General features: G+C 64.0%; 12 protein-coding genes. 6 read left to right on the top strand and 6 right to left on the bottom strand.

Features of this window, described 5'->3' with window-relative positions; all coding sequences use genetic code 11:
- Nucleotides 1-10: 10 nt before the first annotated feature.
- Nucleotides 11-1,528 carry a 5-carboxymethyl-2-hydroxymuconate semialdehyde dehydrogenase gene (hpaE, locus tag NP945_RS12170; RefSeq protein ID WP_256746483.1) on the bottom strand — a complete coding sequence of 506 codons (1,518 nt, stop codon included), beginning with the start codon at nt 1,526-1,528 and terminating at the stop codon, nt 11-13.
- An 11-nt stretch (nt 1,529-1,539) separates the two neighbouring features.
- Nucleotides 1,540-1,926 (bottom strand): 5-carboxymethyl-2-hydroxymuconate Delta-isomerase, encoded by a 387-nt coding sequence (locus NP945_RS12165; RefSeq protein ID WP_127266759.1) that lies wholly within the window; start codon nt 1,924-1,926, stop codon nt 1,540-1,542.
- Between the two features lie 214 nt (nt 1,927-2,140).
- Between NP945_RS12165 and hpaR the strand changes: the two genes are divergently transcribed.
- Nucleotides 2,141-2,536 (top strand): homoprotocatechuate degradation operon regulator HpaR, encoded by a 396-nt coding sequence (gene hpaR / locus NP945_RS12160; RefSeq protein WP_127276380.1) that lies wholly within the window; start codon nt 2,141-2,143, stop codon nt 2,534-2,536.
- A 91-nt stretch (nt 2,537-2,627) separates the two neighbouring features.
- Here the strand turns inward: hpaR and NP945_RS12155 are convergent, their stop codons facing one another.
- From NP945_RS12155 to NP945_RS12140, 4 genes are all read right to left on the bottom strand, one after another.
- Nucleotides 2,628-3,758: an aminomethyltransferase family protein gene (locus NP945_RS12155; RefSeq protein WP_306283139.1), complete on the bottom strand. Its 1,131-nt coding sequence runs from the start codon at nt 3,756-3,758 to the stop codon at nt 2,628-2,630.
- Nucleotides 3,759-3,811: 53 nt separating this feature from the next.
- The gene (locus NP945_RS12150) at nt 3,812-4,588 is read right to left on the bottom strand and encodes an ABC transporter substrate-binding protein (RefSeq protein WP_256746481.1); all 777 of its coding nucleotides are present in this window, start codon (nt 4,586-4,588) and stop codon (nt 3,812-3,814) included.
- 125 nt (nt 4,589-4,713) lie between these two features.
- Nucleotides 4,714-6,471: a hydantoinase B/oxoprolinase family protein gene (locus NP945_RS12145; RefSeq protein WP_127320872.1), complete on the bottom strand. Its 1,758-nt coding sequence runs from the start codon at nt 6,469-6,471 to the stop codon at nt 4,714-4,716.
- Between the two features lies 1 nt (nt 6,472).
- Nucleotides 6,473-8,557: a hydantoinase/oxoprolinase family protein gene (locus NP945_RS12140; RefSeq protein ID WP_256746480.1), complete on the bottom strand. Its 2,085-nt coding sequence runs from the start codon at nt 8,555-8,557 to the stop codon at nt 6,473-6,475.
- A 220-nt stretch (nt 8,558-8,777) separates the two neighbouring features.
- On the opposite strand from NP945_RS12140, the gene NP945_RS12135 reads away from it, so the two are divergent.
- The 5 genes from NP945_RS12135 to NP945_RS12115 all read left to right on the top strand — a co-directional run bounded on the left by NP945_RS12135 (nt 8,778) and on the right by NP945_RS12115 (nt 15,206).
- The gene (locus NP945_RS12135) at nt 8,778-9,605 is read left to right on the top strand and encodes a ferredoxin--NADP reductase (RefSeq protein WP_256746479.1); all 828 of its coding nucleotides are present in this window, start codon (nt 8,778-8,780) and stop codon (nt 9,603-9,605) included.
- Between the two features lie 153 nt (nt 9,606-9,758).
- Nucleotides 9,759-10,808, top strand: a complete 1,050-nt coding sequence (deoC, locus tag NP945_RS12130) for a deoxyribose-phosphate aldolase (protein ID WP_127380899.1) — start codon at nt 9,759-9,761, stop codon at nt 10,806-10,808.
- A 71-nt stretch (nt 10,809-10,879) separates the two neighbouring features.
- A complete protein-coding gene (locus NP945_RS12125) occupies nt 10,880-13,252 on the top strand; it encodes an aldehyde dehydrogenase family protein (RefSeq protein ID WP_256746478.1) in 2,373 nt (790 codons plus the stop codon).
- A 183-nt stretch (nt 13,253-13,435) separates the two neighbouring features.
- A complete protein-coding gene (locus NP945_RS12120) occupies nt 13,436-14,167 on the top strand; it encodes an SDR family oxidoreductase (protein WP_256746477.1) in 732 nt (243 codons plus the stop codon).
- Nucleotides 14,168-14,360: 193 nt separating this feature from the next.
- On the top strand, nt 14,361-15,206 hold the full coding sequence (locus tag NP945_RS12115; RefSeq protein WP_256746476.1) for a fumarylacetoacetate hydrolase family protein: 846 nt from the start codon (nt 14,361-14,363) through the stop codon (nt 15,204-15,206).
- The last annotated feature ends 250 nt before the right edge of the window (nt 15,207-15,456 follow it).

The raw sequence follows: 15,456 nt of genomic DNA, 5'->3' as shown, positions 1-15,456 counted from the left end.
TTTCCTCCGGTCAGCCGCCGAGTTTCTGGATCGCGTGCGCCGTCGTCGCAAAGGCTACGTTCTTCGTCTCCATGTAGAAGTCGAAGGAATGGTCCCCGCCGTCGCGGCCGATGCCGGAATTCTTGACGCCGCCGAACGGTGTCGGCAAATGGCGCACATTCTCGGAATTGACCCAGATCATGCCGGCATCGAGCGCGTCTGTGAAGCGGAAGGCGCGGGTGACGTCCGAGGTCCAGAGATAGCCGGTCAGGCCGTATTGCGTGTCGTTGGCCAGCGCAAGCGCCTCGGCCTCGTCGTTGAAGGGAATGGCGCTCAGCACCGGCCCGAAAATCTCCTCCTGCGCAATGCGCATGCCGTTGGTGACGTTGGTGAACAGTGTCGGGCCGACATAACAGCCGCCGCCCGGCCCATCGACCTTGCCGCCGCCGACGGCGAGCGTGGCCCCCTCCGACCTGCCGATGTCGATATAGGATAGCACCTTCTTCTCATGCACCGGATGGATGAGCGGGCCGACCACCGTTTTCGGATCGAGCGGATGGCCGACGACGATGCGCTTCGCCCTCTCCGCGATTTTGGCGGTGAAGCTTTCATAGATCGAAGCTTCGACCAGCAGTCGCGACGACGAGGTGCAGCGTTCGCCATTCAGCGAATAGATCATGAATACGGCGGCGTCGGCGGCGCGTTCGAGATCGGCGTCGGCAAAGACGATCACCGGGTTCTTGCCGCCAAGCTCGAAATGCACGCGCTTCAGCGTGTCGGCGCCTTGTTTCATGATCATCGAGCCGGTACGGCTCTCGCCGACAAAGCCGATCGCCTTGATGTCGGGATGCTCGGTCAACGCCTTGCCGGCATCTTCACCCAGGCCGTTGACCAGGTTCCACACACCCTTCGGCAGACCGACCTCCTCGGCGATCTCGACCAGCAGGCGGGCGGTCAGCGGCGAAAATTCAGCCGGCTTATGAACCACGGTGCAGCCGGCCGCCAGCGCCGGCGCGATCTTCCAGGTCGACAGCATGAACGGCGTGTTCCACGGCGTGATGATGCCGATCGGGCCGATCGGAACGCGTGTCGTGACGTTGACCTGGCCGGACGTCCGCAGCGTCTCGCCGTCTCGGGCTTCGGGTGCACGGTCGGCGAAGAAGCGGAAATTCTCGGCACCCCGCAACGCCGCCTTGGCCATGAACTTCAGCGCCTGGCCGGTATCCATGCATTCGACGAAGGCTATCTCCTCGGCACGCGCCTCGATCGCGTCGGCGATTCTGTGCAGCAGCTTCTTGCGCGCTTCGCCCGGCATGGCGGCCCAGGCCGGAAACGCAGCCTTGGCTGCCCTGGCGGCGCGGTCGATGTCGGCGGCTCCGCCGCGCGCGACGCTTGCCAGCGGCTTCAGGTCGACCGGCGACAGCGTTTCGAACGTCGCGCCGTCGAGCGCCGGTACCGCCTCGCCGCCGATCTGGTTCAACACGCCATCGCGCCTGAAGCGGTCCATATAGGCCTCGGCCTTGTTCAGATTGCCTTGCAGGTCGGACATGTCGGGTTCCGTCACTTGCCGCGCAGTCGCGGGTGGATTGCGTTTCTCTTCCAACTCAGCTCCGGGTCGATTTCCCGGATCTCGAGCGACAGGGCGAAATGCGGGGTCTCGAACAGCCCGGCGAGATATTCGCTCACCGCCGCGAAGACGGCTTCGCCGGTCCGCTTCTTCTCATCAGGGCTGCGGCCGGTGCCGATGCGAAACGACATGTCGAGAAAAGCGTTTTCCGGCAGACTGTCGGCCATCGCGTAAGCCTCGGCGCGAAAGGCCCGCACCCGCACGGCGCCGGTCTCGAACAGCCCGGTGTCCAGCACGGTGCGCAACACCAGCGCGCACAATTCGCCCATGTCGACCTTGGCATCGAGATTGGCTGAATACTCGATGGAGAAGTGAGGCACGGCGTTTCCCTGGTCTATTGCTTTTGTTGTAGTTAACGCGTTAATTACATGCAACGCCGACGAAGTCAAGTCTTGCATCGGCCTTGGCGCAACGATACGGGATGGCAGGAACGGGCCCTGGCAGGCGGATTCGGCTGAGGGAAGGCCTGTTTTCGATCGCAAGCGTGGGAGGCTCTTTTTCTTGCTGCCTGAAAACACCCGTCGTTCTCTGCCAATGGCGCTGCTTCATGCCCGCGAAGCGGTGATGGCGCGGTTTCGGCCGATGCTTGCGGCGCATGACGTGACCGAACAGCAATGGCGCGTGCTGCGCGTGCTGAGCGAAGCCGGCCCGGTCGAGGCGACGGAACTCGCCGACCGCGCCTCGGTTTTGCCGCCCAGCCTGACGCGCATCATCAAGGCGCTCGAGGGCCGCAAATTCATCACCCGCAACAAGGCCGAAGGCGACGGCCGACGCGTCGTTCTAACCATTGCGCCCGCCGGTTCCGCCCTGATCGACGCCCTGTCGCCGGAGCGTCGCGTCATTTATGACGACATCGAACAGCGCTTCGGCCACGAAAAGCTCGAGCAGTTGCTCGATCTGCTGGAGACGCTGATCGACGGCGAGAGCTGATCGTTCCGGCTACCTCAGAAGTTTCGACGGTCGCTTGGGTTGACGGCCCCGCATACCTTGGAAATGGCCGAAACACCCGAAGGGGGGTCAGCTAACCTCGCAACCTCGCCCCTTCCGGATCGAAGAACGGTATCGGAGCCACCACCGCACGCGTCGGCTTACCACCGATATCAATGCTCAATTCGGTGCCGACAGCCGTGAAGGGCAGCCGCAGATGCGCGGTGGCCAGCACCTTGCCGAGGGAATAGCCGTGGTCGCTGTAGGTGACGATGCCGGCGTCCTCGCCATCGGCCAGAATCCTGGCATCGGCCGCGGCCGGCTTGTCGCCGTCGAGGATCAGTCCGACCCATTGCTCGTCGAGGCCCTTGTCGCGAACCTTGAGCAAAGCTTCGCGGCCGATGAAATCGCCCTTGTCGAACTTGATCCAGCGGTCGAGGCCGACATGGAACGGGGTGCGGGTCTCGTCCATGTCGATGCCGTGCGCCGGATAGGCCTTTTCCAGGCCCAGCGTGAACATCGCCAGCACGCCATAGGGTTTCAGGCCAAAGTCACGGCCGGTGCGCATCAGCGCGTCCCAGAGAGAGGCCGCCTCGTCGGCGGGCACGAACAATTCGAAGCCGAGTTCGCCGGTGACGCCGGTGCGCGAGATCAGTACTCTCGTCTCGCCAACATGTCCCGACGTGAACGACCAGCGCTTCAGTCCATCCAGATCGGCATCCGCGATCAACGCTTTCAGCAGTTCGCGCGAGCGCGGACCCTGGATGGTCGGGAAGGCGATGGCCGCCGTGATGTCGGTGACATAGGCCTTGCGGCCCTGAGCGTGATGCTGCAGCCAGGGCAGCATCTTCAGGCGGTTGACCGAGCCGGTCACCAGCATGAAGTGCTCCGGGCCCAACCGAAACACGGTGAGGTCGTCCATGATGCCGCCATCCTCGCGGCAGACCGTGGAATAGCGGACCTGGCCCGGCTTCATGGCAGCGGCATTATTGACGATGACATGGTTGACCAGCGCCTCGGCGTCCGGCCCCTTGATATCCATCTTGCCCATGGTGCTGAGATCCTGCACGCCGACATTCCTGCGGGTGTTCAGGTGCTCGTCGGCAATGCCGGAATAAGTCTTGGCCGAGATGAAATCGCCCCCGACACGACCCATGGTCGCGCCCAGCCCGACGATGCTGCTGTAGAAAGGGGAACGCCGCTCAGCCAAGGAAGTCTCCATCATTCAAGAAAACGGCAGCGCCAGGCAGCGCTGCCGGAAGGCATCTGTTGTCGTTCTCAGCTGCCGTAGACGTCGAAGGAAAAGTATTTGTCGTTGATTTCCTTGTACTTGCCATTGGCGCGCAGCGCGTCGATGGCCGCATTGAGCTTGTCGGCCAACTCCTTGTTGCCCTTCTGCAGGGCGATGCCGACGCCCGGGCCGTGTATGGCCGGATCGGCCGTCAGCGTGCCGAGCAGCTTGCAGCAGGCGCCGTCTGGCTTCTTCAGCCATTCGGTCAGGATGATCGAGCCGTCCATCATCGCGTCGAGGCGGCCATTGGCCATGTCGGTGCGGGCATCGTCGCCGGTCGGATAGGCCTTGACGGTGGAGCCTGCATATTTCTGGTCGGCGAATTTCTGGTGGATGGTCGCGGTCTGCACGCCGAGCGCCTTGCCTTTCAGGTCGTCCGGCGAGGTGCCTGATATGGTCGAATCCTTCGGTACGGCGATGGCCGGCGGCGTCTGGTAGTATTTGTGGGTGAACTCGACCTTCTCGGCCCGCTCCGGCGTGATGGTGATGTTGATGATGGCGTCGAACTTGCCCGCCTGCAGCGCCGGTATGGAACCATCGAAATCCTGCACGCTGAATTCGCACTCGGCCTTCATCTGCGCGCACAGCGCCTTCCCCAAGTCGATGTCGAAGCCGCCCAGCGTGCCGTCGGCGCTGGCGTAGTTGAAGGGCGGATAAGCGCCCTCGGTGCCGATCCTGAGTTTTTTGTCCTGGGCGGAGGCGGCGCCCGTGGCAAGGGTGAGAGCGACGGAAGCGGCAAGCACGAAACGACCGAAAAGACGCATGTTCGAGTTCCCCGTTGAAAGCGGGAAGTCTACGGGCTTTCATGATCCCGGCGAAGACGGAAACGACATGTGCTGCGGCGATCGCGGCGCGGCGAGCGGACCAAGCCCTCACGATTGGTCGTGCGTTAGCCGGCGCGCTGCTTGTTCGTCGCTGTCCGGTCGATGCCGAGTTCGCCTGCCGAGAGGACAACGCCAAATTTTTCGTTGGCTTCCTCGACCGTATAGTAACCCAACGCCACGTCGCGCAGTACCAGATCCGGATCGCGCTGCAGCGGATCGCCGTAGCCGCCACCGCCCGGCGTGCCGACACGCACGCGGTCGCCGGCCTTGAGCGCGATGTCCTGCTCCTTGGACAAATGCGGCGGTACATGTTCCTCGCCGTTGCGGAAGACGGTCACCATGTTGACCGCGCCATCCCTGCCGCCGAGTGCGCCTTGGGGGCCGAAACGGCCGTGATCCATGACGAAAGAAGCACGGGCGTCGCCGCGCAGGATTTCGACCTCATAGGCGAGGCCGAAACCGCCGCGATGCTTGCCGGCGCCGCCTGAACCTTCGCGCAAGGCATAGTGGCGGTAGAGCACCGGGAATGCCTGTTCCATGATCTCGACCGGCGGCGATTTGGAAATGCCGATGGTCGAGCAGCCATTGGTCAGTCCGTCATGGCCTGAATTTCCGCCGTAACCGCCGCCGGAGATCTGGTACATGACGTAATCGCGACCGCGCGCCGGGTCGTTGCCGCCGAGCGCGAAATTGCCGCTGGAGCCGGCGGGCGCCGCCGTCACCTTGTCCGGCAACGCCTGCACCATGGCCGCGAACACCGCTTCGGCGATGCGCTGCGACACTTCAGCCGCGCAGCCCGAGACCGGGCGTGGATATCTGGCGTCGAGGAAAGTGCCTTCCGGCCGCTTGACTTCAAGCGGTTCGAAGGCACCGGCGCTGATCGGCACATCAGGGAAAATGTGGCGCATGGCGAGATAGACCGAGGACAAGGTCGTCGCCAGCACACTGTTCATCGGCCCGGCGCAGGGCTTTGACGAGCCGGTGAAATCGAAGGTCAGCGTATTGCCCTGTTTCTCCACCGCGAGCGCGATGGTCAGCGGCTCGTTGACCACCCCATCGGAATCGACAAACGCCTTGGAATGGTAGGTGCCGTCGGGAATGGCTGAGATGTTGGCGCGCATCTGCTCGGCCGCGCGGCGGCGCAGTTCGGCGATCGCCTCGACAACCGTTTCATCACCGTAACGATCCAGGATCCCATTGAGCCTGTCCTGACCGATCAGCAGTGCCGCAGCCTGGGCGCGGATGTCGCCGATGCGCTGGTCGGCGACACGGATGTTGGAGCAGATGATGGCGTAGATCTCCGGATCGAGCACGCCCTTCTTGAACAGTTTTACGGGCGGCAGTCGCAGGCCTTCCTGCTCCACGGCAGTCGCCGAGGCTGAAAATCCGCCCGGCACCGAGCCGCCAATGTCGGGCCAATGGCCGGTATTGGACAGCCAGCAGAAAATCTTGCCGTCCCGGTAGACCGGCATGGCAAAGCGCACATCCATCAGATGCGTGCCGCCGAGATAGGGATCGTTGACGATGTAGATGTCGCCCGGCTCCGGGGCCAAGCAGCGGCCATCGGCGATCATCTCGATCACCGTCCTGGTCGAATATTGCATGACGCCGACGAACACCGGCAGGCCCTGGCTGCCTTGCGCGATCAGCGAACCATCGACGGCCGAATAGATGCCGTCGGAGCGGTCATTGGCCTCGGCGATGACAGGCGAGAAGGCGGCGCGCGAGAAGGTCAGGTCCATCTCGTCGCAGACCTGCTGCAGTGCCGCCTGCAGGACCGAAAGGGTGATGGCGTCGAGCTTTGCCCTATCAAGATTTGGCATCTCAGGCCTCGCCAATGTCGATGATGATGTTGCCGTCGGCGTCGCTGCGTGCGCGGTCGCCGGGCTCGAGCACGGTGGTGGCATCCATCTGTTCGAGGATCGCCGGCCCTTCGATTTCAGCGTCGAGCGGCAGTTTTTCGCGCGCGTATACCGGCGTGTCGTGCCATTGGCCGGCGTACCAGACCGGCCGGATCTCGCGCCGCGCCTCGTCGAGCGTTGTCGCGCGCCCCGCCGGGTCGATCAGCCGCGACAGGTCGATCGCCGGACGCACGCCGGTCACCGAGGTGTTGAGATTGACGAGGTTGGCGCGGATTTCCGGAAGCTCTACCTTGAAGCGGGCGAAATAGGCCTTTTCGAAAAGCTGCTGCAGCGTTCCCCGCGTCACCGAGGAAGACGGCAGTGCCACGTTGATGATGTGGGTCTGGCCGACGAACTGCATGTCGGCGGAGTGCGTGACGCGGATCGTCTCCGGCTTCACCGCTTCCTTACCTATCAGCTCTTCACCTTCGTTTCGGTGGCGTTCCAATACAGTGTGAAGCTGTGTTTCGTCGAGCACCGCCACCGGCTGGTTGATGGTGTTGACGAAGTCATGGCGCAGGTCAGCGACGACGCAGCCGAGTGCGTTGGTGATGCCCGGACGCGCCGGTACCAGCACCCGGGGCAGGCCGAGTTCGCGCGCCAGGGCCGTTGCGTGCAGCGGGCCGGCGCCGCCAAAGGCGAACAGCGCGAAATCGCGAGGGTCATGGCCGCGCGACACCGAGACCATGCGGATGGCGCCGGCCATCTTCATGTTGCCGAGCCGCAGCACCGCGCCCGCCGCCTCGACGCCGGACAGGCCGGTCGCCTTACCGATCTTGTCTTCGAAAATGCCGGTGACGCGCTCTGATGTGACGGGATTTTGGACCGCCAGCAGCTTCTTCGGCGCCAGCCGGCCGAGCACCAGATTGGCGTCGGTAATGGTCGGCTCGAGGCCGCCGCGTCCGTAGCAGATCGGGCCGGGATTGGCGCCGGCACTTTCCGGACCGATCTGGATCAGGCCGGCCGCATCGACGCGGGCGATCGAGCCGCCGCCGGCGCCGACCGTGTGCACCGCCACCATCGGCACATGGATCGGCATCGCATATTCGATCTCGATCTCGTTCGACACTGCCGGCTCGGCATTGCGGATCAACGCCACGTCGGTCGAGGTGCCGCCCATGTCATAGGTGACGAGGTTTTCGAAGCCGGCGCGTTTTCCCGTATAGGCGGCGGCGATGACGCCCGAGGCCGGGCCGGACATGACCGTCTTGGCCGATTCACGTGTGACGAAGCGGGCCGAGATCATGCCGCCATTGCCGTTCATGATCAGGAAGTCGCGGGCATAGCCTTTGGCGGCCAATTCCTTGCGCAGCCGCTCGACATAGCGCTCGAGGATCGGCTGCACTGAGGCGTTGACCGAAGCGGTCACGCCGCGTTCGAATTCGCGCGCTTCCGACAGCAGCGCATGGCCTGCCGTGATGTAGCCGTTCGGCCAGAGTTCGGTGGCGATTTCGACGGCGCGCCGCTCATGTGCCGGGTTGGCGTAGGAATGCAGGAAATGGATGACCAGGGATTCGCAACCGGCCGCTATCAGCGTCTGCACTGCGTCGCGCATCTCGGTCTCGTCGAGCGGCGTGCGCACCGCGCCCGATGCTTCGACGCGCTCCGAGACTTCGAGCCTGAGATTGCGCGGAATGATCGGCACGAAGCTGCCGGTCATGCCATAGGCCTGCGGCCGCGTGCGCCGGCCCAGTTCGATCACGTCGCGAAAACCGCGCGTGGTGATCATGCCGGTTTTCGCCAGCCGGCGTTCGAGCACCGCATTGGTGGTGGTGGTCGTGCCATGCACGATGAGGTCGATGCTATCGATGGCAAATCCGGTGGCGCCGAGTGCCGAAACCACACCGAAAGCCTGGTTGTCCACCGTGGTCGGCGTCTTGGCCAGATACACCCGGCCGCCGTCGCTTCCGTCGATCAGGAGCAGGTCGGTGAAGGTGCCGCCGACATCGATACCGGCGACGACATTTCCCCGGGAATTGCGCGCTTGCGCCGAAATATTCTCTTCCATCGTCGAAACCCGAAATGCGCGGACTACGGATATGCGCCAGTTTGGAAAGCTGTTTTAAGGGAGCATCTTGACGCAAATATCGTTTGTATACTAATAAATTCCGGACACAAGAGCTTGCCGCTTTGCAGTGTGCGAACAGCCCGCCGGGATCTGAATGGTCCGGGCGTGCAGGTGAAAGTTTGGCGCCCGCGTCCACGGTTGGGCCAGAAGGTTGGATTTGATGAACACCACATCCGCTCTCAACACCGCCGGCGCCCGACTGCTGCAGTTCCCGATTCCGGCCAACGTCTATGCCGAAACCGTCGTCTCGGTGAAGCACTATACCGATCGGCTGTTCTCGTTCCGCATCACCCGTCCGCAGTCGCTGCGCTTCCGCTCCGGCGAGTTCGTCATGATCGGCCTGCCCAATGCCGAGAAGCCGGTGTACCGCGCCTATTCGGTGGCGAGCCCGGCCTGGGACGAGGAGCTGGAATTCTTCTCGATCAAGGTGCCGGACGGTCCGCTGACCTCCGAACTGCAGAAGATCCAGGTCGGCGACACGGTTATCATGCGCCAGAAGTCGACCGGCACGCTGGTGGTCGACGCGCTGACGCCGGCCAAGCGGCTGTTCATGATCTCGACCGGCACCGGCATCGCGCCTTTCGCCAGCCTGCTGCGCGACCCCGACACCTACGACAAGTTCGATCAGCTGATCCTGACCCATACCTGCCGCGACAATGCGGAACTCACCTACGGCCAGGAGCTGGTCGCGGCGTTGGAAAGCGACCCGCTGATCGGCGAACTGACCACTGGACGCGTCACGCTCTACAATTCGACGACCCGCGAGGACTCAGCGCGCATGGGCCGCATCACCGCGCTGATCGGCTCCGGCAAGTTCTACAGCGATCTCGGCATCGACAAGCTCAGCCCGGAAACCGACCGCATCATGATCTGCGGCTCGATGCATATGCTGAAGGACGTCAAGGAACTGGCCGAAAGCCTCGGCTTCGAGGAAGGTTCGCTGAGCCACCCGGCGACCTTCGTGGTCGAGCGCGCTTTCGTCGGCTGAGCCGCACCTGACATCTCGAAGTCTGCGTTTTTGACCATACGGTCAAAAACTGCTGCTTTCGCCGCCTTTTTCGGATATCATCGTCTGCAGGACTCGTGAAGTACGACTTCACGGGCTATCTTCGGCACACGTCGCTGAATGAAAGGGCAGGAGATGAGCAGCACAATCCGCGAAGCCGATGTTGGCTCGTCCAAGGTGACGCCGCTGCCGGCGCGTGCCGCCGCCAACACAGCCGTTCCACCGGACCATCGCATTGCGCGCAATCCCGGCATGAAGCTCGATCTCGGCTTCATGGAATCGGTGCGCAGCGTCAACCGCTCGGCGCTGGAACGGCGCGTCGCCAGCTTGACCAAGCGGCGCTCTATAAAGGCCGACAACCAGGCGGCCTGGCTGCTGCGCGCCGTCGCCTGCATGGATTTGACGACGCTGAATTCCAACGATACCGAGGAGCGCGTGCGCCGGCTCTGCGCCAAGGCGATCAATCCGTTCCGCCGCGACATCGTCGAGGGCCTTGGCATATCGGGTGAAACCATCCGCCCGGCCGCCGTCTGCGTCTACCATCCCTTCGTTGCCACCGCCGTCGATGCGGTGCGCGGCACCGGCATCCATGTCGCCGCCGTTTCCACCGCCTTCCCGCATGGCCTTACGCCGCTGTCGACCCGCCTGCAGGAGATCGAGGCCTCGGTCCGCGACGGCGCCGACGAGATCGACGTCGTCATCCCGCGCGGCCTGGTGTTCGGGGCCAAGTGGCGGGAGCTTTACAACGAGATCGTCTCGATGCGCGCCGCTTGCGGTGACGCGCATCTGAAGGTCATCCTCGGCACCGGCGACCTCGCCACGCTGCGCAATGTCATGCTGGCCTCGATGGTGGCGATGATGGCAGGCGCCGACTTCATCAAGACCTCGACCGGCAAGGAAAGCGTCAATGCGACGCTGCCCGTCGGCCTCGCCATGGTGCGCGCCATCAGGGCCTATTTCGAGGAAACCGGCTATCTCATCGGCTTCAAGCCGGCCGGCGGCATTTCCACCGCCAAGGCCTCGCTCGACTGGCTGGTGCTGATGAAGGAAGAGCTCGGCCGGCCATGGCTGGAGCCGGACCTGTTCCGCTTCGGTGCGTCGAGCCTCTTGACCGACATCGAGCGCCAGCTCGAGCACCATCTGACCGGACACTATTCGGCCAATCATCGCCACGCGATGGCTTGAGAGATTTACCCCCACCCGATCGGCAAGCCGATCGACCCTCCCACAAGTGGGAGGGGTGAAGGAGGCACCCAATGAACATTCTCGACCGCTACCACGCCATGGAATACGGCCCGGCGCCGGAAGCCCGCAACGAGGCCGACGCCTGGCTTGCCGCGCGCGATTTCGGCAGGGCGCTGTTCATCGGCGGCGACTGGAAAGCCGCGTCCGGCGGCAAGACCTTCGAAACCAGCGAGCCGTCTTCCGGCAAGCTGCTGGCCAACGTATCCGACGCCAACGCCGTCGACATCGACGCGGCGGTTGCGGCGGCCACCAAGGCGCTGCCGAAGTGGTCGGCAGCCTCGGGTTATCAGCGCGCCAAGGTGCTTTATGCCATCGGCCGCGCCATGCAGCGTCACCAGCGCCTGTTCGCGGTGCTGGAAACCATCGACAATGGCAAGCCGATCCGCGAAAGCCGCGACATCGACGTGCCGCTGGCGATCCGCCACTTCATACACCATGCCGGTTGGGCACAGGCGCTGGACAAGGATTTCCCCGGCCACAGGGGTGTCGGCGTGGTCGGCCAGATCATCCCGTGGAACTTTCCGCTGCTGATGCTGGCCTGGAAGATCGCGCCGGCGCTCGCCGCCGGCTGCACCGTGGTGCTGAAGCCGGCCGAGTTCACGCCGCTGACATCAATCCTGTTTGCCGAGATCTGCGAGCGCGCCGGCGTGCCGAAAGGCGTCGTCAACATCGTCCAGGGCGGCCCTGAGGCCGGCGTCGCCATCGTCAACCATCCCGGCGTCCAGAAGATCGCCTTCACCGGTTCTTCCGAAGTCGGCAAGATCATCCGGAAAGCCACCGCCGGCTCGGGCAAGAAACTGTCGCTGGAACTTGGCGGCAAGTCGGCCTTCATCGTCTTCGAGGATGCCGATCTCGACAGCGCCGTCGAAGGCCTGGTCGATGGCATCTGGTTCAACCAGGGCCAGGTCTGCTGCGCCGGTTCGCGGCTTTTGGTGCAGGAAGGCATCGCCGACGCCCTGATCGCCAAGGTCAAGACGCGGATGAGCCGGCTGCGCGTCGGCAGCCCGCTCGACAAGAACACCGATATCGGCCCGCTGGTCGACTTGACCCAGCTTGACCGCGTCAAGGGCCTGGTTGCCGAAGGTGCCAGGCAGGGCGCCGTCTGCTGGCAGCCGGATGCGGCGCTGCCGTCTTCCGGCTACTACCATCTGCCGACGCTCGCCACAGGTGTTTCGCCGGCTAACATATTGGCACAAGAAGAGGTGTTCGGCCCTGTTCTGGCGACCATGACCTTCCGCAACACCGAGGAAGCGATCGAGCTAGCCAACAACACGCGCTATGGCCTCGCCGCCTCGGTGTGGAGCGAGAACGTCAACCTTGCTTTGCACGTCGCGCCGCAATTGAAGGCCGGCGTGGTCTGGGTCAACGGCACCAACATGTTCGACGCCGCCTGTGGCTTCGGCGGCTACCGCGAGAGCGGTTTCGGCCGCGAGGGCGGGCGCGAGGGCATGTTCGAATATCTCACGGCAAAGCTGCCGCTCGGCCCGGTCATCAAGCCGGCGACGACCTCCGCACAGCCAGTCGAGCAGGCCGACGGCTCGGCAATCGACCGCACCGCAAAGCTGTTCATCGGCGGCAAGCAGGTTCGGCCGGACGGCAATTATTCGCTCGCCATCGCCACCGCCAAGGGCAAGCTTGCCGGCGAAGTTGGGCTCGGCAGCCGCAAGGATATCCGCGATGCCGTCTCTGCCGCCCGCGGTGCCAAGGCCTGGCCGGAGGCGACCGCCTATAACAGGTCCCAGGTGCTCTATTATCTGGCCGAGAATCTTTCCGGCCGTGCCGGCGAGTTCGCCGCCCGTCTCACCGAATTGACCGGCGCTACGCCCAAGGCCGCGCGGGAAGAGGTGGAACAGTCCCTCGAACGGCTGTTCCTCTATGCCGGTCTGGCCGACAAGTTCGAGGGCCGCGTGCACCAGCCGCCGGCGCGTGCCGTGACGCTGGCGCTTCATGAACCGGTCGGCGTCGTCGGCATCGTCGCCCCCGATAGCTCGCCGCTGCTCGGCCTGATATCGCTGGTCGCACCGGCTCTGGCCATGGGCAACACCGTGGTCGCGGTGCCGTCGGAGCGCTACCCGCTGCTGGCGACCGATCTCTACCAGGTCATCGAATATTCCGACATTCCCTCAGGCGCCATCAACATCGTCACCGGTCGCAGCGCCGAACTCGCCGGCGTGCTGGCCAAGCATGACGATGTCGACGGGCTCTGGGTGTTCGCCGACGCAGAGACCTGCGCCAAGGCGGAGGCAGAGTCCATCGGCAACCTCAAGCGCGTCTGGAGCGGCAATGGCCGCAGCCTCGACTGGGCATCCGACGAAGCCGCCGGCGACGCCTTCCTGCGCCGCGCCGTCGAGGTCAAGAATGTCTGGGTGCCTTACGGCGATTGATGTCCCGCCGCGCCGTTGAGACGGTTCGGGGTTGACGCACGGACAGATGTTCTTTAACGAGAAAAAACATCTTTATCAGTGAACGGTCAGCGGCGCAGGCTGCACGATCACGCGTGACTGGCACATGACGCCTTGGCCAGCCGCAGGTAGACCCGGACTATCCCAGCGGACGAGGAGAACAGCATGGCGGATCTGGCAGGCAAGGTCGTTGTCGTCACGGCAGCGGCGCAAGGCATCGGCAAGGCGAGCGCACTGGCGTTCGCAAAAGCTGGCGCCATCGTCCACGCCACCGACATCAACGAGGCACTGCTGGCGGAACTCGCCAGGACGCCGGGGATCAAGACCCGCAAGCTGGACGTACTCAACGACGAAGCCGTCAACGCCGCCTTTGCCGAGATCGGCGTCGTCGACGTGCTGTTCAATTGCGCCGGTTTCGTCCATTCCGGCTCGATCCTCGAGATGAAGGAAGCCGATCTCGATTTCGCGCTGGATCTCAATGTTCGCGCCATGATCCGCACCAGCCGGGCCGTGCTGCCCGGCATGCTGGAACGCGGCGACGGATCGATCATCAACATGGCCTCGCTGGCCGGTTCGACCAAGGGCGTGCCCAACCGCTTCGTCTACGGCCTGACCAAGGCCGCCGTCATCGGCCTGACCAAGGCGATCGCCGCCGACTATGTCGGCAAGGGCATACGCTGCAACGCCATTTGCCCCGGCACGGTCGAGAGCCCGTCGCTGCAGGACCGCATGCACGCGCAGGGCGACTATGATGCCGCCCGTGCCGCCTTCATCGCCCGCCAGCCGATGGGCCGGCTCGGCACGCCGGAGGAGATCGCCGATCTCGCCGTCTATCTGGCCGGCGCCACCTACACGTCCGGGCAGGCCTACAATATCGATGGCGGCTGGTCGATCTGACCAGAACCTCTTCCCGGCGTTTACCAGGGGATCGAAGAGTCTGAAAATCCCGCGCGCCGGCTATTTTGTATGGCGATCGCGCTTGTCCGGGAACAGGTCGATGGGTACGGTCCGCCGGTTCCGCGAAGGAGCCATCGCCTTGGCGGCAAGTTTGCAAAAGGCCATGAGGCCGCAATCAGGAGAAGGATTTTAGATGAAACTGCTGCGCTATGGCGAGGTGGGAAGCGAGCGCCCAGGTCTGCTCGATGCGGATGGCACGATTCGTGATCTCTCCGCTCACGTCACCGACATCGGCGGCAAGGCACTTGATCCGGCATCGCTGGCGGCACTCGCCAAGCTCGATCCCAAGTCGCTACCGGCGGTTTCCGGCAGCCCGCGCCTCGGCGCCTGCGTTGCCGGCACCGGCAAGTTTATCTGCATCGGCCTCAACTATTCCGACCACGCCGCCGAGACCGGCGCCACCGTGCCGCCGGAGCCGATCATCTTCATGAAGGCGAGCTCGGCCATTGTCGGGCCTGATGACGACGTGCTGATTCCACGCGGCTCTGACAAGACCGACTGGGAAGTCGAGCTGGCCGTGGTCATCGGCAAGACCGCCAAATATGTCAGCGAGGCCGACGCGCTCGACTATGTCGCCGGCTATAGCGTTGCCCACGACGTCTCCGAACGCGCCTTCCAGGCCGAACGGCAGGGCCAGTGGACCAAGGGCAAATCCTGCGACACGTTCGGCCCGACCGGCCCATGGCTGGTGACCAAGGACGAGGTAGCCGATCCGCAGAACCTCAAAATGTGGCTGACCGTCAACGGCAAGACGATGCAGAACGGCTCGACCAAGACCATGGTCTATGGCGTCAAATATCTGGTTTCCTATCTCAGCCAGTTCATGTCGCTGCATCCCGGCGACATCATCTCCACCGGCACGCCGCCCGGCGTCGGGCTGGGCATGAAGCCGCCGGTGTTCCTGAAGGCCGGCGATGTGGTTGAGCTCGGCATCGAGGGCCTGGGCCAGCAGAAGCAGACGTTCAAGGCGGACGTATAAGCCTGTCGCTCGACAGGTCTGCGCCGCCCCTCATCTGGCTGCCGCCATCTTCTCCCCGTGAACGGGGAGAAGGACGCTGTGACTGCTGCTTTCGCCAATCGCCAACGCTGCAAAGAAGGCGCCGGCGTCGCGCCAGTACCTTTCTCCCCGTCACTATACGGGGAGAAATGCCCGGCAGGGCAATGAGCGACTATCTGTGGTGTCAAGTTGCATTGGCGAACTCCATGCGCGCATCGCGTGCTTTTGCATT

The sequence above is a fragment of the Mesorhizobium sp. LMG17149 genome (assembly GCF_024518695.1).
Classification (GTDB): domain Bacteria; phylum Pseudomonadota; class Alphaproteobacteria; order Rhizobiales; family Rhizobiaceae; genus Mesorhizobium.
The sequence above is the reverse complement of the archived record's forward strand: the minus strand, read 5'-3'. Positions and strand labels throughout refer to the sequence as shown.